This is a genomic window from Ectobacillus antri (assembly GCF_003852715.1).
GTDB lineage: Bacteria > Bacillota > Bacilli > Bacillales > Bacillaceae_G > Ectobacillus > Ectobacillus antri.
Window position 1 is genome coordinate 57,051 of record NZ_RIAV01000004.1, and the last position, 18,693, is coordinate 75,743.

The following is an 18,693-nucleotide window of genomic DNA, read 5'->3' on the forward strand; positions in this document are numbered from 1 at the left end:
TGTGAAAAAAATAATGATGGTGGTATTTATGTTCTGTGTAGCCGTGTTGTCAGGTTGCATGTACCCACAAGAGAGACTGCAGCAAAATCAAATACCGTATCCGGATCAATTACAGATTGTGCAAGGTGCAGTAAATCAATATAAAGAAGCAAATGGTGGTTTGCTACCAATTAAAACACGGGAAATGGATACGCCACTCTATCAAAAGTATCCAATTGAATTTACTAAGCTTTCCCCAAGATTTATGCCAGAACCGCCTAGCAATGCTTTTGAAAATGGTGGTATATACCAATATGTACTCATTGATGCGGAAACAAATCCAACTGTAAAATTAATCGATTTACGGATCGCAGAAGAAATTCGCGATCTTAAACTGAAAATTAAGATGTATCGGGACGAACATAAGTATCCTCCCTTTAAAAAAGTGATAGCGGACGGTGTGTATACATTAGATTATCAAAAACTAAAGTATAAAGAGGAGCCTTTTGTAGAGAGTCCTTATTCAGGAAAAAATCTCCCGTTTGTTATTGATGCACAGGGAGAGGTATATGTAGACTATCGCATCGATTTATACGAGATTCTAAGAAAAAATGTTGTTACAATGCAAGAGGGACAGGATATTCGGTTTCTATTAACTGAAAAATCGCCATTCGTACCAGCATATTCTCTTCCTTATACAATAAAAGATAACGAGCCAATTTTTTTCGTTCAATAAGTCATGAACCCTTCTGTTTAGGAATAACTTTCTAAAAGAAGGGTTTTTTACTTCGTCCATGGAGGAAAAAATTTTTCAACAAACAGTCATAATAAATTAGGACAAATTCATACTTATATAGTGTCCTGACTACTAGAATGAAAAATACATTCCCAATAACTCTCAAGGAGGGGATTTCGTTTGGAAAAGATTGATATTTTCAAAGATATCGCTGAACGGACCGGTGGTGATATCTACTTTGGAGTGGTAGGTGCTGTTCGCACCGGTAAGTCGACGTTCATTAAAAAGTTTATGGAACTTGTTGTAATTCCTAACATCGGTAACGAAGCAGATCGCCAACGTGCACAAGATGAATTACCACAAAGTGCCGCTGGTAGAACAATTATGACAACAGAGCCAAAGTTTGTACCGAATCAGGCAGTGTCGATTCAAGTAGAAGATGGGTTAGCTGTTAATATTAGGTTGGTTGATTGTGTAGGCTATACGGTACCAGGAGCAAAGGGATATGAGGACGAGAATGGACCTCGTATGATAAACACACCTTGGTATGAAGAACCAATTCCGTTTCATGAAGCAGCTGAAATTGGAACACGTAAAGTAATACAAGAACATTCTACAATCGGTGTTGTTGTTACTACAGACGGTACTATCGGTGAAATTCCGCGCCGCGATTACCTAGAAGCCGAAGAGCGTGTTGTAAATGAATTAAAAGAAGTAGGAAAGCCATTTATTATGGTCATCAACACTGTACAGCCGTATCATCCTGATACAGAGCAATTGCGTCAGCATTTAATTGAGCAATATGACATTCCTGTTCTTGCGATGAGTGTAGAAGGTATGCGAGAAGGGGATGTGTTAAATGTACTTCGTGAAGCGCTATATGAATTCCCTGTTTTAGAGGTTAATGTAAATCTACCGAGCTGGGTGATGGTGCTAAATGAAAGTCATTGGTTGCGACAAAGCTATCAAGAAGCTGTACAAGAAACAGTCAAAGACATTAAACGTCTTCGTGATGTAGATCGTGTCGTTTGGCAATTCAGTCAGTATGAATTTATTGATCGAGCAAGCCTTGCTGGTATTGATATGGGGCAAGGTGTTGCTGAAATTGATCTATACGCACCAGATGAGCTGTATGATCAAATTCTAAAAGAGGTTGTCGGCGTAGAAATTCGCGGTAAAGATCATTTACTGAAGCTTATGCTAGACTTTGCTCATGCAAAAATGGAATATGATCAAGTAGCAGATGCACTGCGCATGGTGAAGCAAACGGGATATGGCGTTGCTGCTCCTGCACTAGCTGATATGAGTCTAGATGAGCCAGAAATTATTCGCCATGGATCACGTTTTGGTGTAAAGTTAAAGGCTGTAGCTCCTTCAATTCATATGATTAAGGTTGATGTAGAATCTACTTTTGAACCTATCATCGGTACCGAAAAGCAAAGTGAAGAGCTAGTTCGATACTTAATGCAGGATTTTGAGGATAATCCGTTATCTATTTGGAAATCTGATATCTTCGGCCGTTCGCTTAGCTCTATTGTGAGAGAGGGAATTCAAGCAAAGCTTTCACTTATGCCTGAGAATGCAAGGTATAAGTTAAAGGAAACACTTGAACGCATCATCAATGAAGGTTCAGGCGGTTTAATTGCCATCATCTTGTAAGAAATCCTCCTTTGCGGAGGGTTTCTTTTATTTTTACTTTTGTTTAGTCTCCTTTTGAATTGCTTTTGTTTCAGGAGCCTTATTCCTCTTCACTTTAATAAACAAGTCCTATTATACGGTATCTAAAAACTGAGTCATTACCATGTAGAAATATTGGTAACATTTTCTTTAAAAAGATTGAATTATACGTAATTATCGTATAAGATAGGGCAAGATAATAAATTATCTGCACCATGGTGGTATAGAATTTCTTTAAATTGCCTACAAATGAAGATAAGACACACTTATCATTCATAGAGTGGTCCTTTTGGGAGGAGGTGAATGGCATGAATAAGACTGATTTAGTAAATGCGGTTGCGGAGGCAAGTGATATTGCAAAAAAAGATGCGACAAAAGCTGTTGATGCTGTTTTTGATGCAATCTTAGAAGCGCTAAAGAATGGTGATAAGGTACAGTTGATCGGATTCGGAAATTTCGAAGTTCGTGAACGTGCTGCTCGCAAGGGACGCAATCCTCAAACTGGCGAAGAAATCGAAATCGCTGCAAGCAAGGTACCTGCGTTCAAACCAGGAAAAGCGTTAAAAGACGCGGTTCAACAATAAATTATACAGCGCTACATAAATGCTGCGTTTTAAAAGACTCCATTTCATATGAAATGGAGTCTTTTTTACTGTTGCGGAGTAAAGCGGGGCTTGGAGAGATGTTGGTAACAGATTTATCTAGTCCTTCGAGTGGTTTCTTATTTTTATATATTTTTATATATTATAAATATTTTTATAAAAAACCCCGTTTTTATATTATAATAATCTTATCTAAATATATTATGTTTTTAGGAATTTAAAATACTGACAGTTGTAAAGGGGACGTCTTTGATGAACGGACTAAAGAATTTGAAGGTAAGAACGAAGATTTTCTTCATAATTTTCATTAGTACTTTTGCATTATTCGCTGTAGGGGCAACAGGCTTCTATCATATGCATACCATGAAAGAAAATACGACAGAAATGTATAATGACCGGTTACTTCCTATTAGATGGGTTAATATTGCCAGAGCAAATTTACATATTGTAAAAGGGAATGTGCTTGAAACAATGTTAACGAGTGATCCATCCAGGCAGGAAGAGTTGATGAAAGAAATTGATGAGGCAATGAAAGAGAATAATGATTTAATAAAGCGTTATAGTGAAAGAGAACTGAGTGGATTTGAGCAAGAGAGACTCAAAAAATACAACACACTTATATCCATATACAAAGTAGAAAGAGAGAGGGTTTTAGAAACCTTGTTAACTGGAAATAAAGAAGCCGCTTATTTGCAGTTCCAACAAAAAGCTAATCCTGCCCTGCTAGAAGCCGAGAAAATTATTAAAGAATTGGCGCAGTATAATGCAGAGACCGCAGAAAAATTAGACCTTGAAAATACCAACAGTGCTCATAATGCAGATCGTACTATTTTGTGTATTATTATAGGAGCTATGGTGAGTAGCATTGGAGTTGGGGTGTTTATTTCGAGATTAATTACCCAGCCATTAAAAGAGGTGCAACGTTTAATGGGAATTGCTGAAACAGGGGATTTAACAGCGGTAGGTAGTTATTACTCCAAAGATGAAATTGGTATGTTAATTAAATCGTATAACCAAATGTTGCGAGGGTTTCGTTCAGTCATTGTTCAAATTCATGAAACCGCACATGTTTTAGCTGCAAATTCAGAGGAGCTTGTTGCCTCGGAAGAACAAGCACGAACAGCAAGTAATCAAATTACAAATCATATGCATGCTGTATCCATCGGAGCAGCGCAACAGTTGGAGCAACTGCAACAGGTGACGATTGCAACAGAAGAAATGGTATCTGGTATCCAGAACATTGCAGTAAATACACAAAATGTAGAGCAAGCTTCCCGTCATACGAAATCCCAGACGGAAGAGGGGCGGGCATTTGTCTTTACTTCGGTTCAGCAAATGAAGCAAATCTCAGAAGCGGTAAAAGTATCAGCGGAGTTTATACAATATATGCACAAAAGCTCTCAAGATATTGAAAAAATTGTAACTGCTATTACTGATATTTCGGGACAAACAAATTTATTGGCTTTAAATGCCAGTATTGAAGCTGCCCGTGCTGGTGAAAATGGTAGAGGCTTTGCTGTAGTAGCTGACGAGGTTCGTAAGCTGGCAGAACAAACAGCCGTTTCTGCACAGCAAATTAAACAACTTATTCAACAAATTCAAAGTCAGTCTTCGCATTGTGTAGAGTCAATGAGCCTTGTTACGGAAGAAGTGGAATCTGGTGTTGGTGGTATGAGTAAAATTGATAATGCCTTTGAAGGTATTATGCAAGCGGTTGCGAGGATGTTTGCAGAGGTGCAAGCGGTCGCCTCTATATCCCAGCAACTCGCTGTTGGAAGTGAGCAAGTAGCTGCATCAGCAGTGCAAATTGCGGATGTATCTCGTGAAGCAACGCATTCTATTCAAACTGTTTCTATTGTATCTCAATCTCAAGAGGCATCTATGGAAGATATTTCGCAAGCAGCTAAGAGTCTTGCTAATCTGGCTGAAGATATGCAACAAACCGTGGGGCGATTTAAATTTTAATGATATATAATTCTATACGTTGTATAGTGCTGATTTTTGCTTTTAAAAACATGTTTATGCTAGAATGTGTTCATATGAACACTAGCTATGAGTTTGGGAGGATTTAAACGGATGTCAAAAGTAAACTTAACACAAATTGAAGAAGCAGTCAGATTAATTTTGGAAGCAATCGGAGATGATCCAAATCGAGAAGGTGTGTTAGAAACACCTAAGCGTGTGGCCAAAATGTATGCTGAAGTATTTTCAGGCATGCACGAAGATCCAAAAGAGCATTTACATAAAGTGTTTGGAGAAGAACATGAGGAACTAGTTCTTGTGAAAGATATCCCGTTCTATTCTATGTGTGAACATCATCTTGTTCCATTTTATGGAGTAGCACATGTTGCATATATTCCAAAAGGTGGTCGTGTAACAGGACTAAGCAAGCTGGCACGTACAGTGGATACAATAGCGCGTAGACCGCAGTTGCAAGAACGTATCACTTCTAGTGTTGTCGATGCTATTATGGAAGTTCTTGAGCCTCATGGTGCAATGGTAGTTGTGGAAGCTGAGCATATGTGCATGACAATGCGCGGTGTGAAAAAACCGGGAGCGAAGACAGTGACATCTGCTGTACGTGGCGTATTGGAAACTGATGCAGCAGCCAGAGCAGAGGTATTATCTTTCATTAAATCTAACTAAAGAAAAGCAGGACACTGCTTTTCTTTTTTTATCATTAGGCTGTTTTCGCAAACTTTGTAAATAGTGGGGAGTGGTTGATTTCCGCTCGGGGTTGCTCGCTTTCCGCGGGGCGTGCGGTGAGCCTCCTCGGCTTACAGCCTGTGGGGTCTCACCTGACCCGCTGCTCCCGCAGGAGTCTCGTACCTTCCGCTCCAACCAACCTGAAACAAAGAAACCTATTTAAAACAACAATCTTTTAGAAAAGAGCCTATCATTAACAGGCAGTAAGACAACAACTGTCCGTAAAAACTAATTGGTTCAACTAACCTTTAGTGTGAAAATCGTTCGCTAAAGGAAGTTTCACCTTATAGTAAAACACATCCATGTGATATAATAGGTTTTATTGCACGTAGGATTTTTTAGAAACAAGGGTGATGTAAGTGTATAATAATGACTTCAAGATATTGAAGGAAAGGCTTCAAGTAAAGTTGCAGCATCCCGTCCTTATGCAGCATATTGATATGCCTGATATAGATGAGGAGAAGTTGCTCTTATTGTATTCAATATTAAAAAGTGCCAAATTACATACAAAGCATATAGAGCATTATGCTGTGGCAGTGATGCTTGTTCAAATCGCTCTTGATACACATGAAAAAGTTTCCGAAATGAATGTGAAGAAACGCCAGCTTACAGTACTAGCAGGAGATTACTATAGCGGACTGTATTATCATTTATTAGCTGATAATCATGATATTTCTTTTATTAGAACATTGGCTAAAGCGATCGAAGAAGTGAATGAACATAAAATTTATCTTCATCAACATAAGGCATCTACTGTGAATGAAATGATTTATAGTGTGCAAATGATTGAAGCGTCTCTCATTATGAAAACGTGTCAGCATTTTCAAGTTACTGATTGGGAAGAATACGCGGCTTCATTTTTAGGATATGCACGTATTGCCAGAGAATATAAACAGGCTTGCAATGGTGAAAGTTCAGTTATTTTTGCAGCGTGGAAAAGCTTATCTGGTGAGAAATGGGAACAAGAGTATCATGTGTATAAACAAAACGCTGCGATGGAGCTGATTGACTCTCCCATATACGCGCAATGGACAGCTATGACTGGGCATCAACTTTAATAGGAGGTAAAGCATCTATGCAACAATCAAAAGAAGAACGTGTACACGATGTGTTTGAAAAAATTTACAAAAAGTACGATGTAATGAATTCTGTCATTAGCTTTCAACGGCATAAGGCATGGCGTAAATATACAATGAAAGTCATGAATGTAAAGCCTGGTCAAACGGCATTAGATGTGTGCTGCGGTACAGCTGATTGGACAATATCACTTGCAGAGGCTGTTGGTCCAAGCGGTAAAGTGTATGGGTTAGACTTTAGTAAGAACATGTTGTCTGTAGGGGAAGAGAAAATAAAAGCAAAACATATGAAGCAGGTTACGTTACTACATGGCAACGCAATGTCTCTCCCTTTTGAAGATAATACGTTTGACTACGTAACCATTGGATTTGGTTTACGTAATGTACCAGATTATATGCATGTATTAAAAGAAATGTATCGTGTGGTAAAACCCGGGGGACAAGTGGTTTGCCTAGAAACATCACAACCAACCATATTTGGCATCAGACATTTGTATCTCATGTATTTTCGCTATATTATGCCTGCTTTTGGTAAAATATTTGCTAAAAGTTATAACGAGTATTCTTGGTTACAGGAATCTGCCCGTACGTTTCCGGGTATAAAAGAATTAGCGTGTATGTTTGAAGAGGCAGGGTTTGTAAAAGTTCGAACAAAAGCGTTTACGTTCGGTGTAGCCGCGATGCACATTGGCTATAAGGGAGAACATTATTTAGGTTAAGGTGACAATATGAAGCTACAAGTAATGTATTCATTTTTAAAATCAGATCTTGATAAGGTTGAGCAAGAGCTTAAACAAATAGCCGTTTCTAATGACCCTTTGCTTGCTGAAGCGGCTTTAGCACTTATTGAAGCGGGAGGAAAACGTATTAGACCGGTATTTGTGTTGCTTGGTGGAAAGTTTGGTGCATATCAATTTGAGACAATTAAACATGTAGCTGTAGCGTTAGAGCTAATACACATGGCATCTCTCGTACATGATGATGTAATAGATAATGCTTATGTTAGAAGAGGATGTGCAACGGTGAATGCAAGATGGGGCGATAAGGTAGCTATGTATACCGGGGATTACCTATTTGCCAAATCATTGGAATGCATTACAAATTTGGAGATGCCAGAAATACATAAAGTTCTTTCATACACAATGGTAGAGTTATGTAAGGGAGAAATTGAACAAATTCGTGATAAATATAACTTTAACCAAAATTTGCGCACATACTTAAGACGAATTAAACGTAAAACAGCTTTACTTATTGCCTCAAGTTGTCAGCTTGGTGCAGTAGCTGCCGGCGCAGATGAGCAAACATCCAAGCGTTTATTTTGGTTTGGTTATTTTGTTGGAATGTCCTATCAAATTATTGATGACATTTTAGATTTTATGTCTAACGAAGAAGAATTAGGTAAGCCAGCAGGAGAAGATTTACGTCAAGGAAATATTACATTGCCTGTTCTATATGCAATGGAGACCCCGGCTATTAAAAGAAAACTTGAAACGGTTCATGCAGGAATGGATAGAGCCGATATGCAGTATATGATTCACCTAATTAAAGACGGCGACGCAATCGAACGTTCATTTGAACTAAGTGAAAGGTATTTACAAAAAGCGTTGAAAATCATACAGTCACTACCTAAAAGTCAAGCAAAATCAGCTATGCAAAGTATTGCCAAATATATAGGAAAGAGAAAGTTTTGATTTTTTTAAAACGATTGATCATTTCTCCATTTCTGAACAGTTGCTAAATTTAAAAAGTAATGATAGTATTCTCTATGGGAGAACCCTATACATATTCAAGGAAGTGGAGAGATTTTCATGGAAAAAACATATCTAATGATTAAACCTGACGGCGTACAACGAAATGTAATTGGGGAAATCGTGTCGCGTTTTGAAAAAAAGGGGTTTCAATTGGTAGGCGCGAAATTAATGCAGGTAACAAAAGAAACGGCAGAACTACATTATGCCGAGCATAAAGAAAGACCATTCTTCGGGGAATTAGTTGATTTTATTACTTCTGGTCCTGTATTTGCTATGGTGTGGCAAGGTGAAGGTGTAATTGCAACAGCTCGCCAAATGATGGGGAAAACAAATCCTAAAGAAGCTGCTCCAGGAACGGTTCGTGGTGATTTTGGTGTAACAGTAGGTAAAAATATTATTCACGGTTCCGATTCTGCTGAAAGTGCCGAGCGTGAGATTGCTATCTTTTTTAAAGAAGAAGAACTAGTTTCATACACAAAATTAATGGACGAGTGGGTTTATTAATTTTTTAAAGGAAGATTTGTAAACGCTTTAAGACGCAGTGTGATATCGCACTGCGTTTTTTTCTTGTAAGATTCAAAATTAAAAACTTATCAAATAGAAAACGGTATGTTATATTGGTACATAAATAATCTGACAGGAGGGGATTTTAGTGAGATACTTGACAGCGGGAGAATCACACGGACCACAATTGACAACAATTATTGAAGGCGTTCCGGCGGGATTGCCTTTATTGGCATCCGATATTAATGAAGAGTTGGCAAGGCGACAAAAAGGTTACGGTCGTGGCCGCAGAATGCAAATCGAAAAAGATCAAGCAGAAATTTTGAGCGGAGTTCGTCATGGATATACATTGGGGGGACCTATTGCTTTAGTTGTTGAAAATAATGATTTTAAACATTGGACAAAAATTATGGGTGCCGCACCTATTACAGAGGAAGAAGCAAAAGAGGTAAAGAGGCAAATTACACGCCCGCGTCCTGGTCATGCTGATTTGAATGGTGCAATTAAATACGGACATCGTGACATGCGTAACGTGCTGGAACGGTCTTCGGCTAGAGAAACAACGGTGCGAGTAGCTGCAGGTGCAGTAGCAAAGCGTATTTTAAAGGAACTAGGTATCCAGGTTGCTAGTCATGTTATTGAAATTGGTGGTGTAAAATCCAGTCGTACATATACGTCAATAGAAGAAGTACAACGTATCACAGAGGAATCACCTGTACGCTGTTTAGATGCTGAAGCAGGAACTCGTATGATGCAAGCGATAGATGATGCGAAAGCGAACGGAGATTCAATCGGAGGCATTGTGGAGGTGATTGTGGAGGGAGTACCTGTAGGGGTAGGAAGCTACACACATTACGACCATAAACTGGATGCAAAGCTTGCAGCAGCTATGATGAGTATTAATGCTTTTAAGGGTGTAGAGATTGGTATCGGTTTTGAAGCAGCAAGAAGACCTGGAAGTCAGGTACATGACGAAATTATTTGGAATGAAAACGGATACGGTCGTAGCACAAACAATGCCGGTGGATTTGAAGGTGGTATGACAACTGGTATGCCGATTGTAGTGCGCGGTGTGATGAAGCCGATTCCAACGCTGTACAAGCCGCTTCGCAGTGTGGATATTGAAACGAAAGAAGCGTTTCAGGCAAGTATTGAACGTTCCGATAGCTGTGCGGTACCGGCTGCTAGTGTTGTAGCGGAAGCTGTTGTTGCATGGGAACTTGCAACAGCCATTGTTGAGCAATTTGGAAGGGACAGAATGGATTTAATAAAAGAGAATTTAGATAAGCATAGAGAATATGCGAGGGAATTTTAATGCTCTATATTGAAACAAAATCAAAGCGTTATCCATTATATTTAGGTGAAGAGGGACTGACAGCGCTGCGCAGTATATATCAACAGTTACAGCCTAAGCCCTCCTCCGTTCTTGTTATTTCAGATTCTGTCATAGCACCATTGTATATGAAGCAGGTAACAGAAGCGCTAGCAGATGTTGATATACATACGTATGTGATACCAAGTGGTGAAAAAGAGAAATCCTTTGAAAACTATTATGCTGTTCAAACATATGCACTTGAGAAGGGGATGGACAGAAGGTCGGTCATTATTGCGCTTGGTGGCGGGGTGATTGGTGATTTAGCCGGGTTTGTAGCTGCAACTTTTATGCGCGGTATTCGTTTTATACAAATGCCAACAACTTTGTTGGCACATGATAGTGCAGTAGGTGGAAAAGTGGCCATTAACCATCCAATTGGAAAAAATATGATTGGTGCGTTTTATCAGCCAGAAGCTGTTATTTATCATATTCCTTTTTTATACACGCTACCTGAAGAGGAATGGCGATCTGGCTATGCAGAAGTAATTAAACATGGTGTTATTGGTGATGCGCATTTGTATGATTGGTTACAAAAGGAAATTTTAAGCTTAGAAGATTTACGCGGAGAAAAATTACAATATGCATTGCAACGAGCAATCGCTGTAAAAGCAAAGATTGTAGCTGCTGATGAGACGGAGTCTGGTGTACGTGCCTACTTAAACTTTGGTCATACCCTTGGCCATGCTATTGAAGCAGAGCTAGGGTATGGCCGTATGACACATGGTGATGCGGTGGCAGTGGGAATGCGCTTTGCACATCTGTTGAGTGAACGTATATATGGAATAGAATTAGCACGCAAAGAATTTGAAAAGTGGCTGCTTGGATATCGGTATCCGAAATTGCCACCAGAGCTTAATATAGAACGTTTATTGCTGAGAATGAAGCAGGATAAGAAAGCGGAATTAGGTGTAATTCGCATGGTGCTGTTAAAAGGAATTGCGGATGTTTGTGTGGAAGAAGTACCAGATGTAGTTGTGTTAGATACATTGGCACAATTTGCTCAAACAGAACATTTGTAAAAGTTCAAAAAATAGAGATAAGGGGGCAATATAATGTTAAAAAAGCAGTTACTAGAATTACATGCTTATTCGCCTGGGAAATCAATTGATGAAGTAAAGCGAGAATATGGTTTGAAAAAAATTGTAAAACTCGCTTCTAATGAGAATCCGTTTGGCTGCTCGCCAAAAGTTCCCGAGGCGTTGACATCGCTTTCGGGACAGTTTGCCTTATATCCGGATGGAGGAGCATATGAATTGCGCAAGCAAGTAGCAGCGCACCTGAATGTAGAGCCGGAGCAGCTGTTGTTTGGTAGTGGACTAGATGAGGTCATTCAAATGTTGAGTCGTAGTATTTTATCCGCCGGTACAAACACGGTTATGGCCAAACCGACTTTTTCTCAATATCGTCATCACGCAGTGATTGAAAATGCCGAAGTAAGAGAGGTACCACTCAAAGATGGGACGCATGATCTGGAAGCTATGCTGTCACAGATAGATAAGCATACAAAGATTGTTTGGATATGTAATCCGAATAACCCAACAGGTACATATGTAAATACTAAAGAATTAGAAGGTTTTATGGCCGGAGTTCCAAAAACGACTCTTGTTGTAATGGATGAAGCGTACTATGAGTATGCAACAGCAGAGGATTACCCTGATACGCTGTCCTTATTACCAAATTACGAGAATATGGTTGTATTACGCACGTTTTCCAAAGCGTACGGGTTGGCATCGTTTCGAATGGGATATGCAGTTGGACATGCGTCCTTCATCAGCCGTTTGCAAGCTGGCAGATTGCCATTTAATACATCTTCTTTCGCACAAGCTGCAGCTATCGCTGCTCTTAAAGATCAAGCGTTTATTGAGCAATGTGTAACAGCGAACAAGCAGGGATTAAAGCGTTATTATGAATTTTGTAAGAAACATGACATCAACTATTATCCTTCGCAAGCAAATTTTATCTTTATGGAAGTAGGAGATGGAAACGCAGTGTTTCAAGAACTGCTGCAGGCGGGCTATATCGTACGCTCAGGTGCAGGGTTGGGATTACCAAACGGTATCCGTGTAACAATAGGTAGCCAAGAAGAAAATGAAGAAATTATCGCATTGCTTGAAAAAGTTGTAGCAAAAAAAGAAAACTGCTTGTAAGTAACGGGAGTGAGTAGTATGAGATTGCAACAAAGAAGTTTAGTAGGGGAACTCCGTATACCTGGAGATAAATCCATTTCTCATCGTGCCGTGATGTTCGGTTCTATTGCGGAAGGTAAAACAACTGTGTCAGGGTTTTTGCCTGGTGAAGATTGTTTAAGTACTATATCTTGCTTTCAAAAGCTTGGTGTAAGAATTGAACAACAAGGAGAAGAAGTAACCATTTACGGGAAAGGATTGGAGGGGCTTCAGGAGCCCGCGGAAGTACTTGATGTGGGGAATTCTGGAACAACAATTCGGCTCATGATGGGGATTTTGGCTAACGTACCTTTTTATTGTACGTTGATTGGAGATTCTTCTATAGGAAAACGACCGATGAAGCGGGTTACTGATCCTTTACGCTCTATGGGTGTAAAAATTGATGGTAGAGCAGACGGTCAATATACACCGCTTAGTATACGGGGAGGTAGCACACATGGTATTTCTTATCGTTCTCCTGTAGCAAGTGCACAAGTGAAATCAGCTGTACTACTTGCGGGTTTGCGGGCTAATGGGATTACTTCAGTTACAGAGCCTGAAAAATCACGAGACCATACAGAGCGAATGCTTGCGGCATTTGGATGTGAAGTGAAAAACGAAGGGCTAACAGTAACAATAAACGGTGGTACGTTACAGGCTACACATGTACAGGTCCCAGGCGATATTTCGTCCGCTGCGTTCTTTCTAGTAGCAGGAGCTATTGTGCCAAATAGTAAGCTCACATTGAAACAAGTTGGTTTAAATCCAACAAGAACAGGTATACTTGAGGTTCTGAAACAAATGGGAGCGAATATTATCATTTCCAATATAAATGAAGAAGCCTTTGAACCATATGGAGACATCACAATTGAAACGTCGGCGCTTCATGGTGTAGAAATTGGTGGAGAACTCATTCCGCGTCTAATTGATGAAATACCTGTTCTGGCGCTCGCGGCAACGCAAGCAGAAGGTATTACGGTTATTAAAGATGCTGCTGAACTTAAGGTGAAAGAAACAAATCGTATTGATACAGTTGTAAAGGAACTAACCAAAATGGGGGCACGAATTGAAGCTACGGATGATGGTATGATTATTTATGGAAAATCATCACTGTGCGGTGCGTCTGTAGATAGTCACGGTGACCATCGTATCGGAATGATGCTTGCAGTTGCTTCCTGTATTGCAAGTGGAGAAACGATTCTTGAGCAGGCAGAAGCCGTTGCGGTGTCCTATCCAAACTTTTTTGAACAATTGAACGAACTAAGCGAAGAATCTCCTCGATAAGAGGGGATTCTTTTGTTTATGGCGTATTTTTAGTACAATAAAAGCATAATAGAGAAGGAGAGTATGAAATGATACAAGATGCAATGAAACAGATGGAAAGTGGAAACACAGAGGAGGCGTTTCGCCTTTTAGAAAATATAGCAAAAAAAGGAACGGATGAAGAAAAATATGAAGCAGCTCGCTATTATCATACAATGGGGTTTTTAGAACAAGCATTAGTGATTGCTGAAGAATTGCATATATTATATCCCGGGGAAAGTGAGATAGCGCTTTTTTTAGCGGATGTGTACATTGATTTTGATCGAGAAGATGAAGCAATTGAAGTATTAAATGAAATTGGAGAAGAAGACGAATTATACGTACAAGCCTTGCTTCTTTTAGCAGACCTGTATCAAACGCAAGGTTTGGATGAAGTGGCGGAAACAAAACTGCTCGCAGCTAAGCATCACTTGCCAGATGAACCGATTGTTGATTTTGGGTTAGGTGAATTTTATAGTAGTCGCGGTGATTTTGTAAAAGCTGTACCTTATTACATGCATATTCTATCGGAAAGAAAAATTGGAGACGTGAATATTTCTCTGCGTTTGGCCGAGGCACTCAGTTCTTTGGGAAATTGGGAAGAAGCCATTTTACATTATGAAGAGGGCTTAAAAGACCAGAAGGACATTCATACATTGTTTGGATATGCATTTACCTTATACCAAGCGATGTATTACGAACGAGCATTGCCTGTGTTTTTGGAATTAAAAGAGCTCGATCCGCAATACACGGCATTATATGTATACGCAGCACGTTGCTATGAAGAGCAGGGGATGCTGCAAGAAAGCTATGATTTACTTCGTGAAGGTGTAAAAACAGATGAGTTTTCTGTTGATTTTCATGTGCGCTTGGCAGATGCCGCAGCAAGACTTGGAAACATACAAGAAGCAGAAAGTGCACTGCTTGACGCATTGGCGCTGGATCCTGGACATATGGAAGCAGTGTCTAAGTACATTTATCTTTTGCAAGAGCAAGATAAGCATGAGGAAATCGTTGAAGCAGTTAAAATTGCAGCTGAAAATGGGGAAGACGATCCTCAACTTATGTGGGATCGTGCACGTGCAGAAAAAGAGCTGGAGCTGTATTCAGATGCATTAAAACATTATCGTGATGCATATACTTCTTTTAAGGATAATCTTTCCTTCTTGGAGGAATATGGATTGTTTTTATTAGAAGAAGGCGAGAGAGCAGAAGCGAGAGAGGTTTTTGAGAAGATCCTACAGTTGGATTCAACTCAAACGCATATTGAAGAACTGCTATATAATTTGTAACATTTAAAGAACAAAGAAGGAAACGGGACATCTTTTCTTGAATGTATTGATAAAAAAAGTGGGCAGAGGAGGGACTGTGCGAATGAATACCCCTGTTTCTGTGAATGAAAAAAAAGATTTTGTTAAGTGGTTTTTAAGTAATTACCAACTTAAGCAAAGGGAATGTGTATGGATCTTGAACTATTTAATGAGTCATGATCAATTGATGAGAAAGGTACATTTCGTAGAGCACGCTAAGTATTGTCCGCGCGGTCTTGTGATGTCAACCAGTTGTGTAAAAGAAGCGCCGTTTCATTTCTATAAGCAGAACGTTATGACAACAGATGCAGAAAAATCATTTCATGATATTCGTTTGAATCGAGATGAAGATATTTATATCCAGCTCAATTTTACGTCATCTTTTCAAAATGCTAACTACGTAGCGGTTCTTGAAGAAAATCCATATCTTCCTAAAAACATGGAAACGAATGAGAGAGATCGATTGCTGGCAGAGCGCTTTCTTGAAGAAAGTATACAAACATTTAGACGTAGTCGTTTGCTTAAACTGATTGACAATGCGTTGGATACACAGGACGCCACAGCTTTTGCAGAGCTTACTGCACAGTTGAAGAAATTGTAATTTTAAGAAAAAGATGCCGAAAATGTGACGGATAAAAAGAAAAACCCCCTATCACGGAGGTTTTTTCTTTTTGTTTGTAATAGCTATATGTTTTAATAGATTATGGAAGAATTTGAAGGAGGCATAACATGAAGTGGCGTACAAAAGACATTGAAGTATATGAAACAGCGAAAGAATATATTGATACGGCGCTGGTACCGCTTATACCCTTTGCTCTTGAGGGGGACTTGCAAGAGGTTGTTAGGCAAGGTGAATATGTAGATCATTTAAGCGCCGAAATGGAAAGAGAATATAAAGGGCGCATTGTACTACTTCCCCCGTTCACGTATTTAACGAGTGCAAAAGAAGATGAGCAAGAGCGTTTAAAACGATGGGAGAGCAGCATCAAGGAAAGCGGTATTAAACATATTGTTTATGTTACGAGCGATTATGAATGGAAAGCTTGTCCTGTACAAGAAACTGTGATTTGGCTACCAGCAATTCCTCTGCATCAATTGGAAGAACATACGCGTCGTGATATATTGCAAGCCAATGTGCGCGATATCCACAAAATTTTGACAGAAAAGTGGGAAAAGACAGAATAAAATAATTGTTTCTATGATTATGAGTAGTATGTTATTGACCTGGAAGATTTGTTATTATATCATGATAGTGTCCTAGTTTTTCAAATTTTTGATTGGTTATCCTAAAGGGTTGATAGAGGGGGGAAATTTTCATGAGCGAGAAAGAACATAGGGTATCACGCCGTCAGTTTCTGAACTATACGCTTACCGGTGTAGGGGGATTTATGGCAGCGGGCATGCTGATGCCAATGACACGCTTTGCGCTTGATCCGGTGCTGCAAAAGGAAGAAAGTTCAGATATGGTAGCAGTTGGATTAGTAAAGGATATTACAGCTGAACCAAAGCGTGTTGACTTTAAAGTCAAGCAGGTTGATGGTTGGTACAAATCTGATGAACCTAAGTCTGCTTGGGTGTACAAAAATGAAAGCGGCGACATCGTAGCATTATCACCAGTATGTAAGCATTTAGGTTGCGTTGTCAACTGGAACAGCGATAAGTCGCATCCAAATCAATTCTATTGTCCGTGTCATGGTGGACGATATGAAAAGAATGGTAAAAACATTGCAGGTACACCACCTTTAGCACCGCTTGATGTGTATGAATCTAAAGTGGTAGACGGTAAATTGTACTTAGGAAAAGCGAAGCCAGCAGGAGGTGCAAAGTAGATGTTGAACAAAATCTATGACTGGGTCGATGAGCGCCTTGATATTACGCCGCTTTGGCGTGACATTGCGGATCATGAGGTACCAGAGCACGTAAATCCTGCACATCACTTTTCTGCATTCGTTTACTGCTTTGGCGGACTTACATTCTTCGTTACGGTTATTCAAATTCTTTCAGGTATGTTTTTGACAATGTATTATGTACCTGATATTAAAAATGCTTGGGAATCTGTTTATTATCTTCAAAACGAAGTTGCTTACGGTCAAATCGTTCGTGGTATGCATCACTGGGGAGCAAGTCTTGTAATTGTTATGATGTTTTTACATACATTGCGTGTATTCTTCCAAGGTGCATATAAAAAACCTCGTGAGTTGAACTGGATTGTTGGGGTTTTAATCTTTGGAGTTATGATGGGGTTAGGCTTTACTGGCTATTTGCTTCCATGGGATATGAAGGCTTTGTTTGCGACAAAGGTCGGTTTGCAAATTGCAGAACAAACACCTTTAATTGGTCCGTATGTGAAAACGCTTTTAGCAGGTCACTCTGAAATTGTTGGTGCGCAAACATTGACACGCTTTTTCGCGATTCATGTATTCTTTTTACCGGGCGCATTGCTTGGTTTGATGGGAGCTCACTTTGTTATTATTCGTAAGCAAGGTATTTCAGGACCGTTGTAAGAGATTTATATGTTTATTATGAAGGAGGGGGACTATGCATCGTGGCAAAGGGATGAAGTTTGTTGGTGATTCACGCGTACCGGCAGTCCGAAAACCGAATATTCCGAAGGACTACTCGGAATATCCGGGCAAAACAGAAGCGTTTTGGCCAAACTTCCTTTTAAAGGAATGGATGGTTGGTTCAGTATTTTTAATTGGATATCTATGTTTAACGGTTGCGCATCCTTCACCGTTAGAACGTATGGCAGATCCGACAGATACGGGATACATACCATTACCTGACTGGTATTTTTTATTTTTGTATCAGTTGTTAAAGTACACATATGCGGCAGGCCCGTATACAGTAATTGGGGCCTTTATTATGCCAGGTATTGCAGGGGGAGCATTGCTTCTTGCACCGTTCATTGATAAGGGACCAGAGCGCCGTCCGCTTAAGAGACCAGTTGCGACTGGATTTATGCTTCTAGCAATTGCGTCCATTACGTTTTTGACATGGGAGTCTGTTGCGCATCATGACTGGGATGCAGCTAAGAAGCAAGGTGCTATCGTAAAGACTGTACAAGTGGACAAAGAGGCAGATGGTTATAAGATTGCCCAAACAAATACATGCTTGACATGTCATGGTGAAAACTTGCAAGGGGGACCAGCAGCACCAACGCTACAAAATATGAGTTATACGCCTGAGGAAATTGCTAAGATTGCGAGAGAAGGTAAAGGGGCAATGCCAAAGGGCGTGTTTAAAGGTACTGATGAAGAGCTTAAAAAATTATCTGAGTACATTGCACAATATAATAAGAAATAATTGAAGTCGGCTGATATGGCCGACTTTTTTTGTGTGTCAGAAACCAAGTTTTAGGCATACAGTGATAAAGACTTACGTACTGTAGAAGTACATTGAAAGAAATTTACTCAAGGAAAAATATATAACCTTAACGAAAAAAATTGCCTACACGCTACTTTTCTAGTAATCTAGAGTTATCGTTAATATTTTGCCTTAGGTAAAGAA

19 protein-coding genes are annotated in these 18,693 nt (G+C 39.6%); all 19 read left to right on the top strand.

The annotated features are described in order from the left end of the window. The first annotated feature begins 1 nt into the window (after nucleotide 1). The 19 genes from EEJ45_RS05895 (at nucleotide 2) to EEJ45_RS05990 (ending at nucleotide 18,489) form a co-directional block, all read left to right on the top strand. Nucleotides 2-715, top strand: coding sequence for a YajG family lipoprotein (locus EEJ45_RS05895; protein WP_124563874.1), 714 nt, complete (start codon nucleotides 2-4; stop codon nucleotides 713-715). Between the two features lie 180 nt (nucleotides 716-895). Continuing rightward, nucleotides 896-2,374: a stage IV sporulation protein A gene (spoIVA, locus tag EEJ45_RS05900; protein WP_124563875.1), complete on the top strand. Its 1,479-nt coding sequence runs from the start codon at nucleotides 896-898 to the stop codon at nucleotides 2,372-2,374. A 326-nt stretch (nucleotides 2,375-2,700) separates the two neighbouring features. After that, nucleotides 2,701-2,976: an HU family DNA-binding protein gene (locus tag EEJ45_RS05905; protein WP_124563876.1), complete on the top strand. Its 276-nt coding sequence runs from the start codon at nucleotides 2,701-2,703 to the stop codon at nucleotides 2,974-2,976. 270 nt (nucleotides 2,977-3,246) lie between these two features. Further along, the gene (locus EEJ45_RS05910; protein ID WP_124563877.1) at nucleotides 3,247-4,959 is read left to right on the top strand and encodes a methyl-accepting chemotaxis protein; all 1,713 of its coding nucleotides are present in this window, start codon (nucleotides 3,247-3,249) and stop codon (nucleotides 4,957-4,959) included. Between the two features lie 111 nt (nucleotides 4,960-5,070). After that, nucleotides 5,071-5,640 carry a GTP cyclohydrolase I FolE gene (folE, locus tag EEJ45_RS05915; protein WP_124563878.1) on the top strand — a complete coding sequence of 190 codons (570 nt, stop codon included), beginning with the start codon at nucleotides 5,071-5,073 and terminating at the stop codon, nucleotides 5,638-5,640. A 419-nt stretch (nucleotides 5,641-6,059) separates the two neighbouring features. Beyond that, nucleotides 6,060-6,758, top strand: coding sequence for a heptaprenyl diphosphate synthase component 1 (locus EEJ45_RS05925; RefSeq protein WP_245999832.1), 699 nt, complete (start codon nucleotides 6,060-6,062; stop codon nucleotides 6,756-6,758). 17 nt (nucleotides 6,759-6,775) lie between these two features. Next, complete coding sequence (locus tag EEJ45_RS05930) at nucleotides 6,776-7,495, top strand: demethylmenaquinone methyltransferase (protein ID WP_124563879.1); 720 nt, start codon at nucleotides 6,776-6,778, stop codon at nucleotides 7,493-7,495. Between the two features lie 9 nt (nucleotides 7,496-7,504). Next, nucleotides 7,505-8,467, top strand: a complete 963-nt coding sequence (gene hepT / locus EEJ45_RS05935; RefSeq protein WP_124563880.1) for a heptaprenyl diphosphate synthase component II — start codon at nucleotides 7,505-7,507, stop codon at nucleotides 8,465-8,467. Nucleotides 8,468-8,584: 117 nt separating this feature from the next. Continuing rightward, on the top strand, nucleotides 8,585-9,031 hold the full coding sequence (gene ndk / locus EEJ45_RS05940; protein WP_124563881.1) for a nucleoside-diphosphate kinase: 447 nt from the start codon (nucleotides 8,585-8,587) through the stop codon (nucleotides 9,029-9,031). Between the two features lie 148 nt (nucleotides 9,032-9,179). Then, a complete protein-coding gene (aroC, locus tag EEJ45_RS05945; protein WP_124563882.1) occupies nucleotides 9,180-10,346 on the top strand; it encodes a chorismate synthase in 1,167 nt (388 codons plus the stop codon). Then, nucleotides 10,346-11,425 carry a 3-dehydroquinate synthase gene (gene aroB, locus EEJ45_RS05950; RefSeq protein ID WP_281274443.1) on the top strand — a complete coding sequence of 360 codons (1,080 nt, stop codon included), beginning with the start codon at nucleotides 10,346-10,348 and terminating at the stop codon, nucleotides 11,423-11,425. Before aroC ends, aroB begins: the two co-directional genes overlap by 1 nt. Nucleotides 11,426-11,455: 30 nt before the next feature. Next, nucleotides 11,456-12,553 carry a histidinol-phosphate transaminase gene (gene hisC / locus EEJ45_RS05955; RefSeq protein ID WP_124563884.1) on the top strand — a complete coding sequence of 366 codons (1,098 nt, stop codon included), beginning with the start codon at nucleotides 11,456-11,458 and terminating at the stop codon, nucleotides 12,551-12,553. Nucleotides 12,554-12,571: 18 nt separating this feature from the next. Then, nucleotides 12,572-13,855, top strand: a complete 1,284-nt coding sequence (gene aroA, locus EEJ45_RS05960) for a 3-phosphoshikimate 1-carboxyvinyltransferase (RefSeq protein ID WP_124563885.1) — start codon at nucleotides 12,572-12,574, stop codon at nucleotides 13,853-13,855. Nucleotides 13,856-13,923: 68 nt separating this feature from the next. Next, nucleotides 13,924-15,165, top strand: a complete 1,242-nt coding sequence (locus EEJ45_RS05965) for a tetratricopeptide repeat protein (protein ID WP_124563886.1) — start codon at nucleotides 13,924-13,926, stop codon at nucleotides 15,163-15,165. Nucleotides 15,166-15,247: 82 nt separating this feature from the next. Then, the gene (locus EEJ45_RS05970) at nucleotides 15,248-15,784 is read left to right on the top strand and encodes a ReoY family proteolytic degradation factor (protein ID WP_124564035.1); all 537 of its coding nucleotides are present in this window, start codon (nucleotides 15,248-15,250) and stop codon (nucleotides 15,782-15,784) included. Between the two features lie 128 nt (nucleotides 15,785-15,912). Beyond that, nucleotides 15,913-16,368, top strand: coding sequence for a DUF2487 family protein (locus tag EEJ45_RS05975; protein WP_124563887.1), 456 nt, complete (start codon nucleotides 15,913-15,915; stop codon nucleotides 16,366-16,368). A gap of 131 nt (nucleotides 16,369-16,499) precedes the next feature. Then, nucleotides 16,500-17,012, top strand: a complete 513-nt coding sequence (locus EEJ45_RS05980; protein WP_124563888.1) for a QcrA and Rieske domain-containing protein — start codon at nucleotides 16,500-16,502, stop codon at nucleotides 17,010-17,012. Further along, complete coding sequence (gene qcrB / locus EEJ45_RS05985; protein ID WP_124563889.1) at nucleotides 17,013-17,687, top strand: menaquinol-cytochrome c reductase cytochrome b subunit; 675 nt, start codon at nucleotides 17,013-17,015, stop codon at nucleotides 17,685-17,687. A gap of 34 nt (nucleotides 17,688-17,721) precedes the next feature. Then, nucleotides 17,722-18,489 carry a menaquinol-cytochrome c reductase cytochrome b/c subunit gene (locus EEJ45_RS05990; protein ID WP_124563890.1) on the top strand — a complete coding sequence of 256 codons (768 nt, stop codon included), beginning with the start codon at nucleotides 17,722-17,724 and terminating at the stop codon, nucleotides 18,487-18,489. Nucleotides 18,490-18,693: the final 204 nt, after the last annotated feature.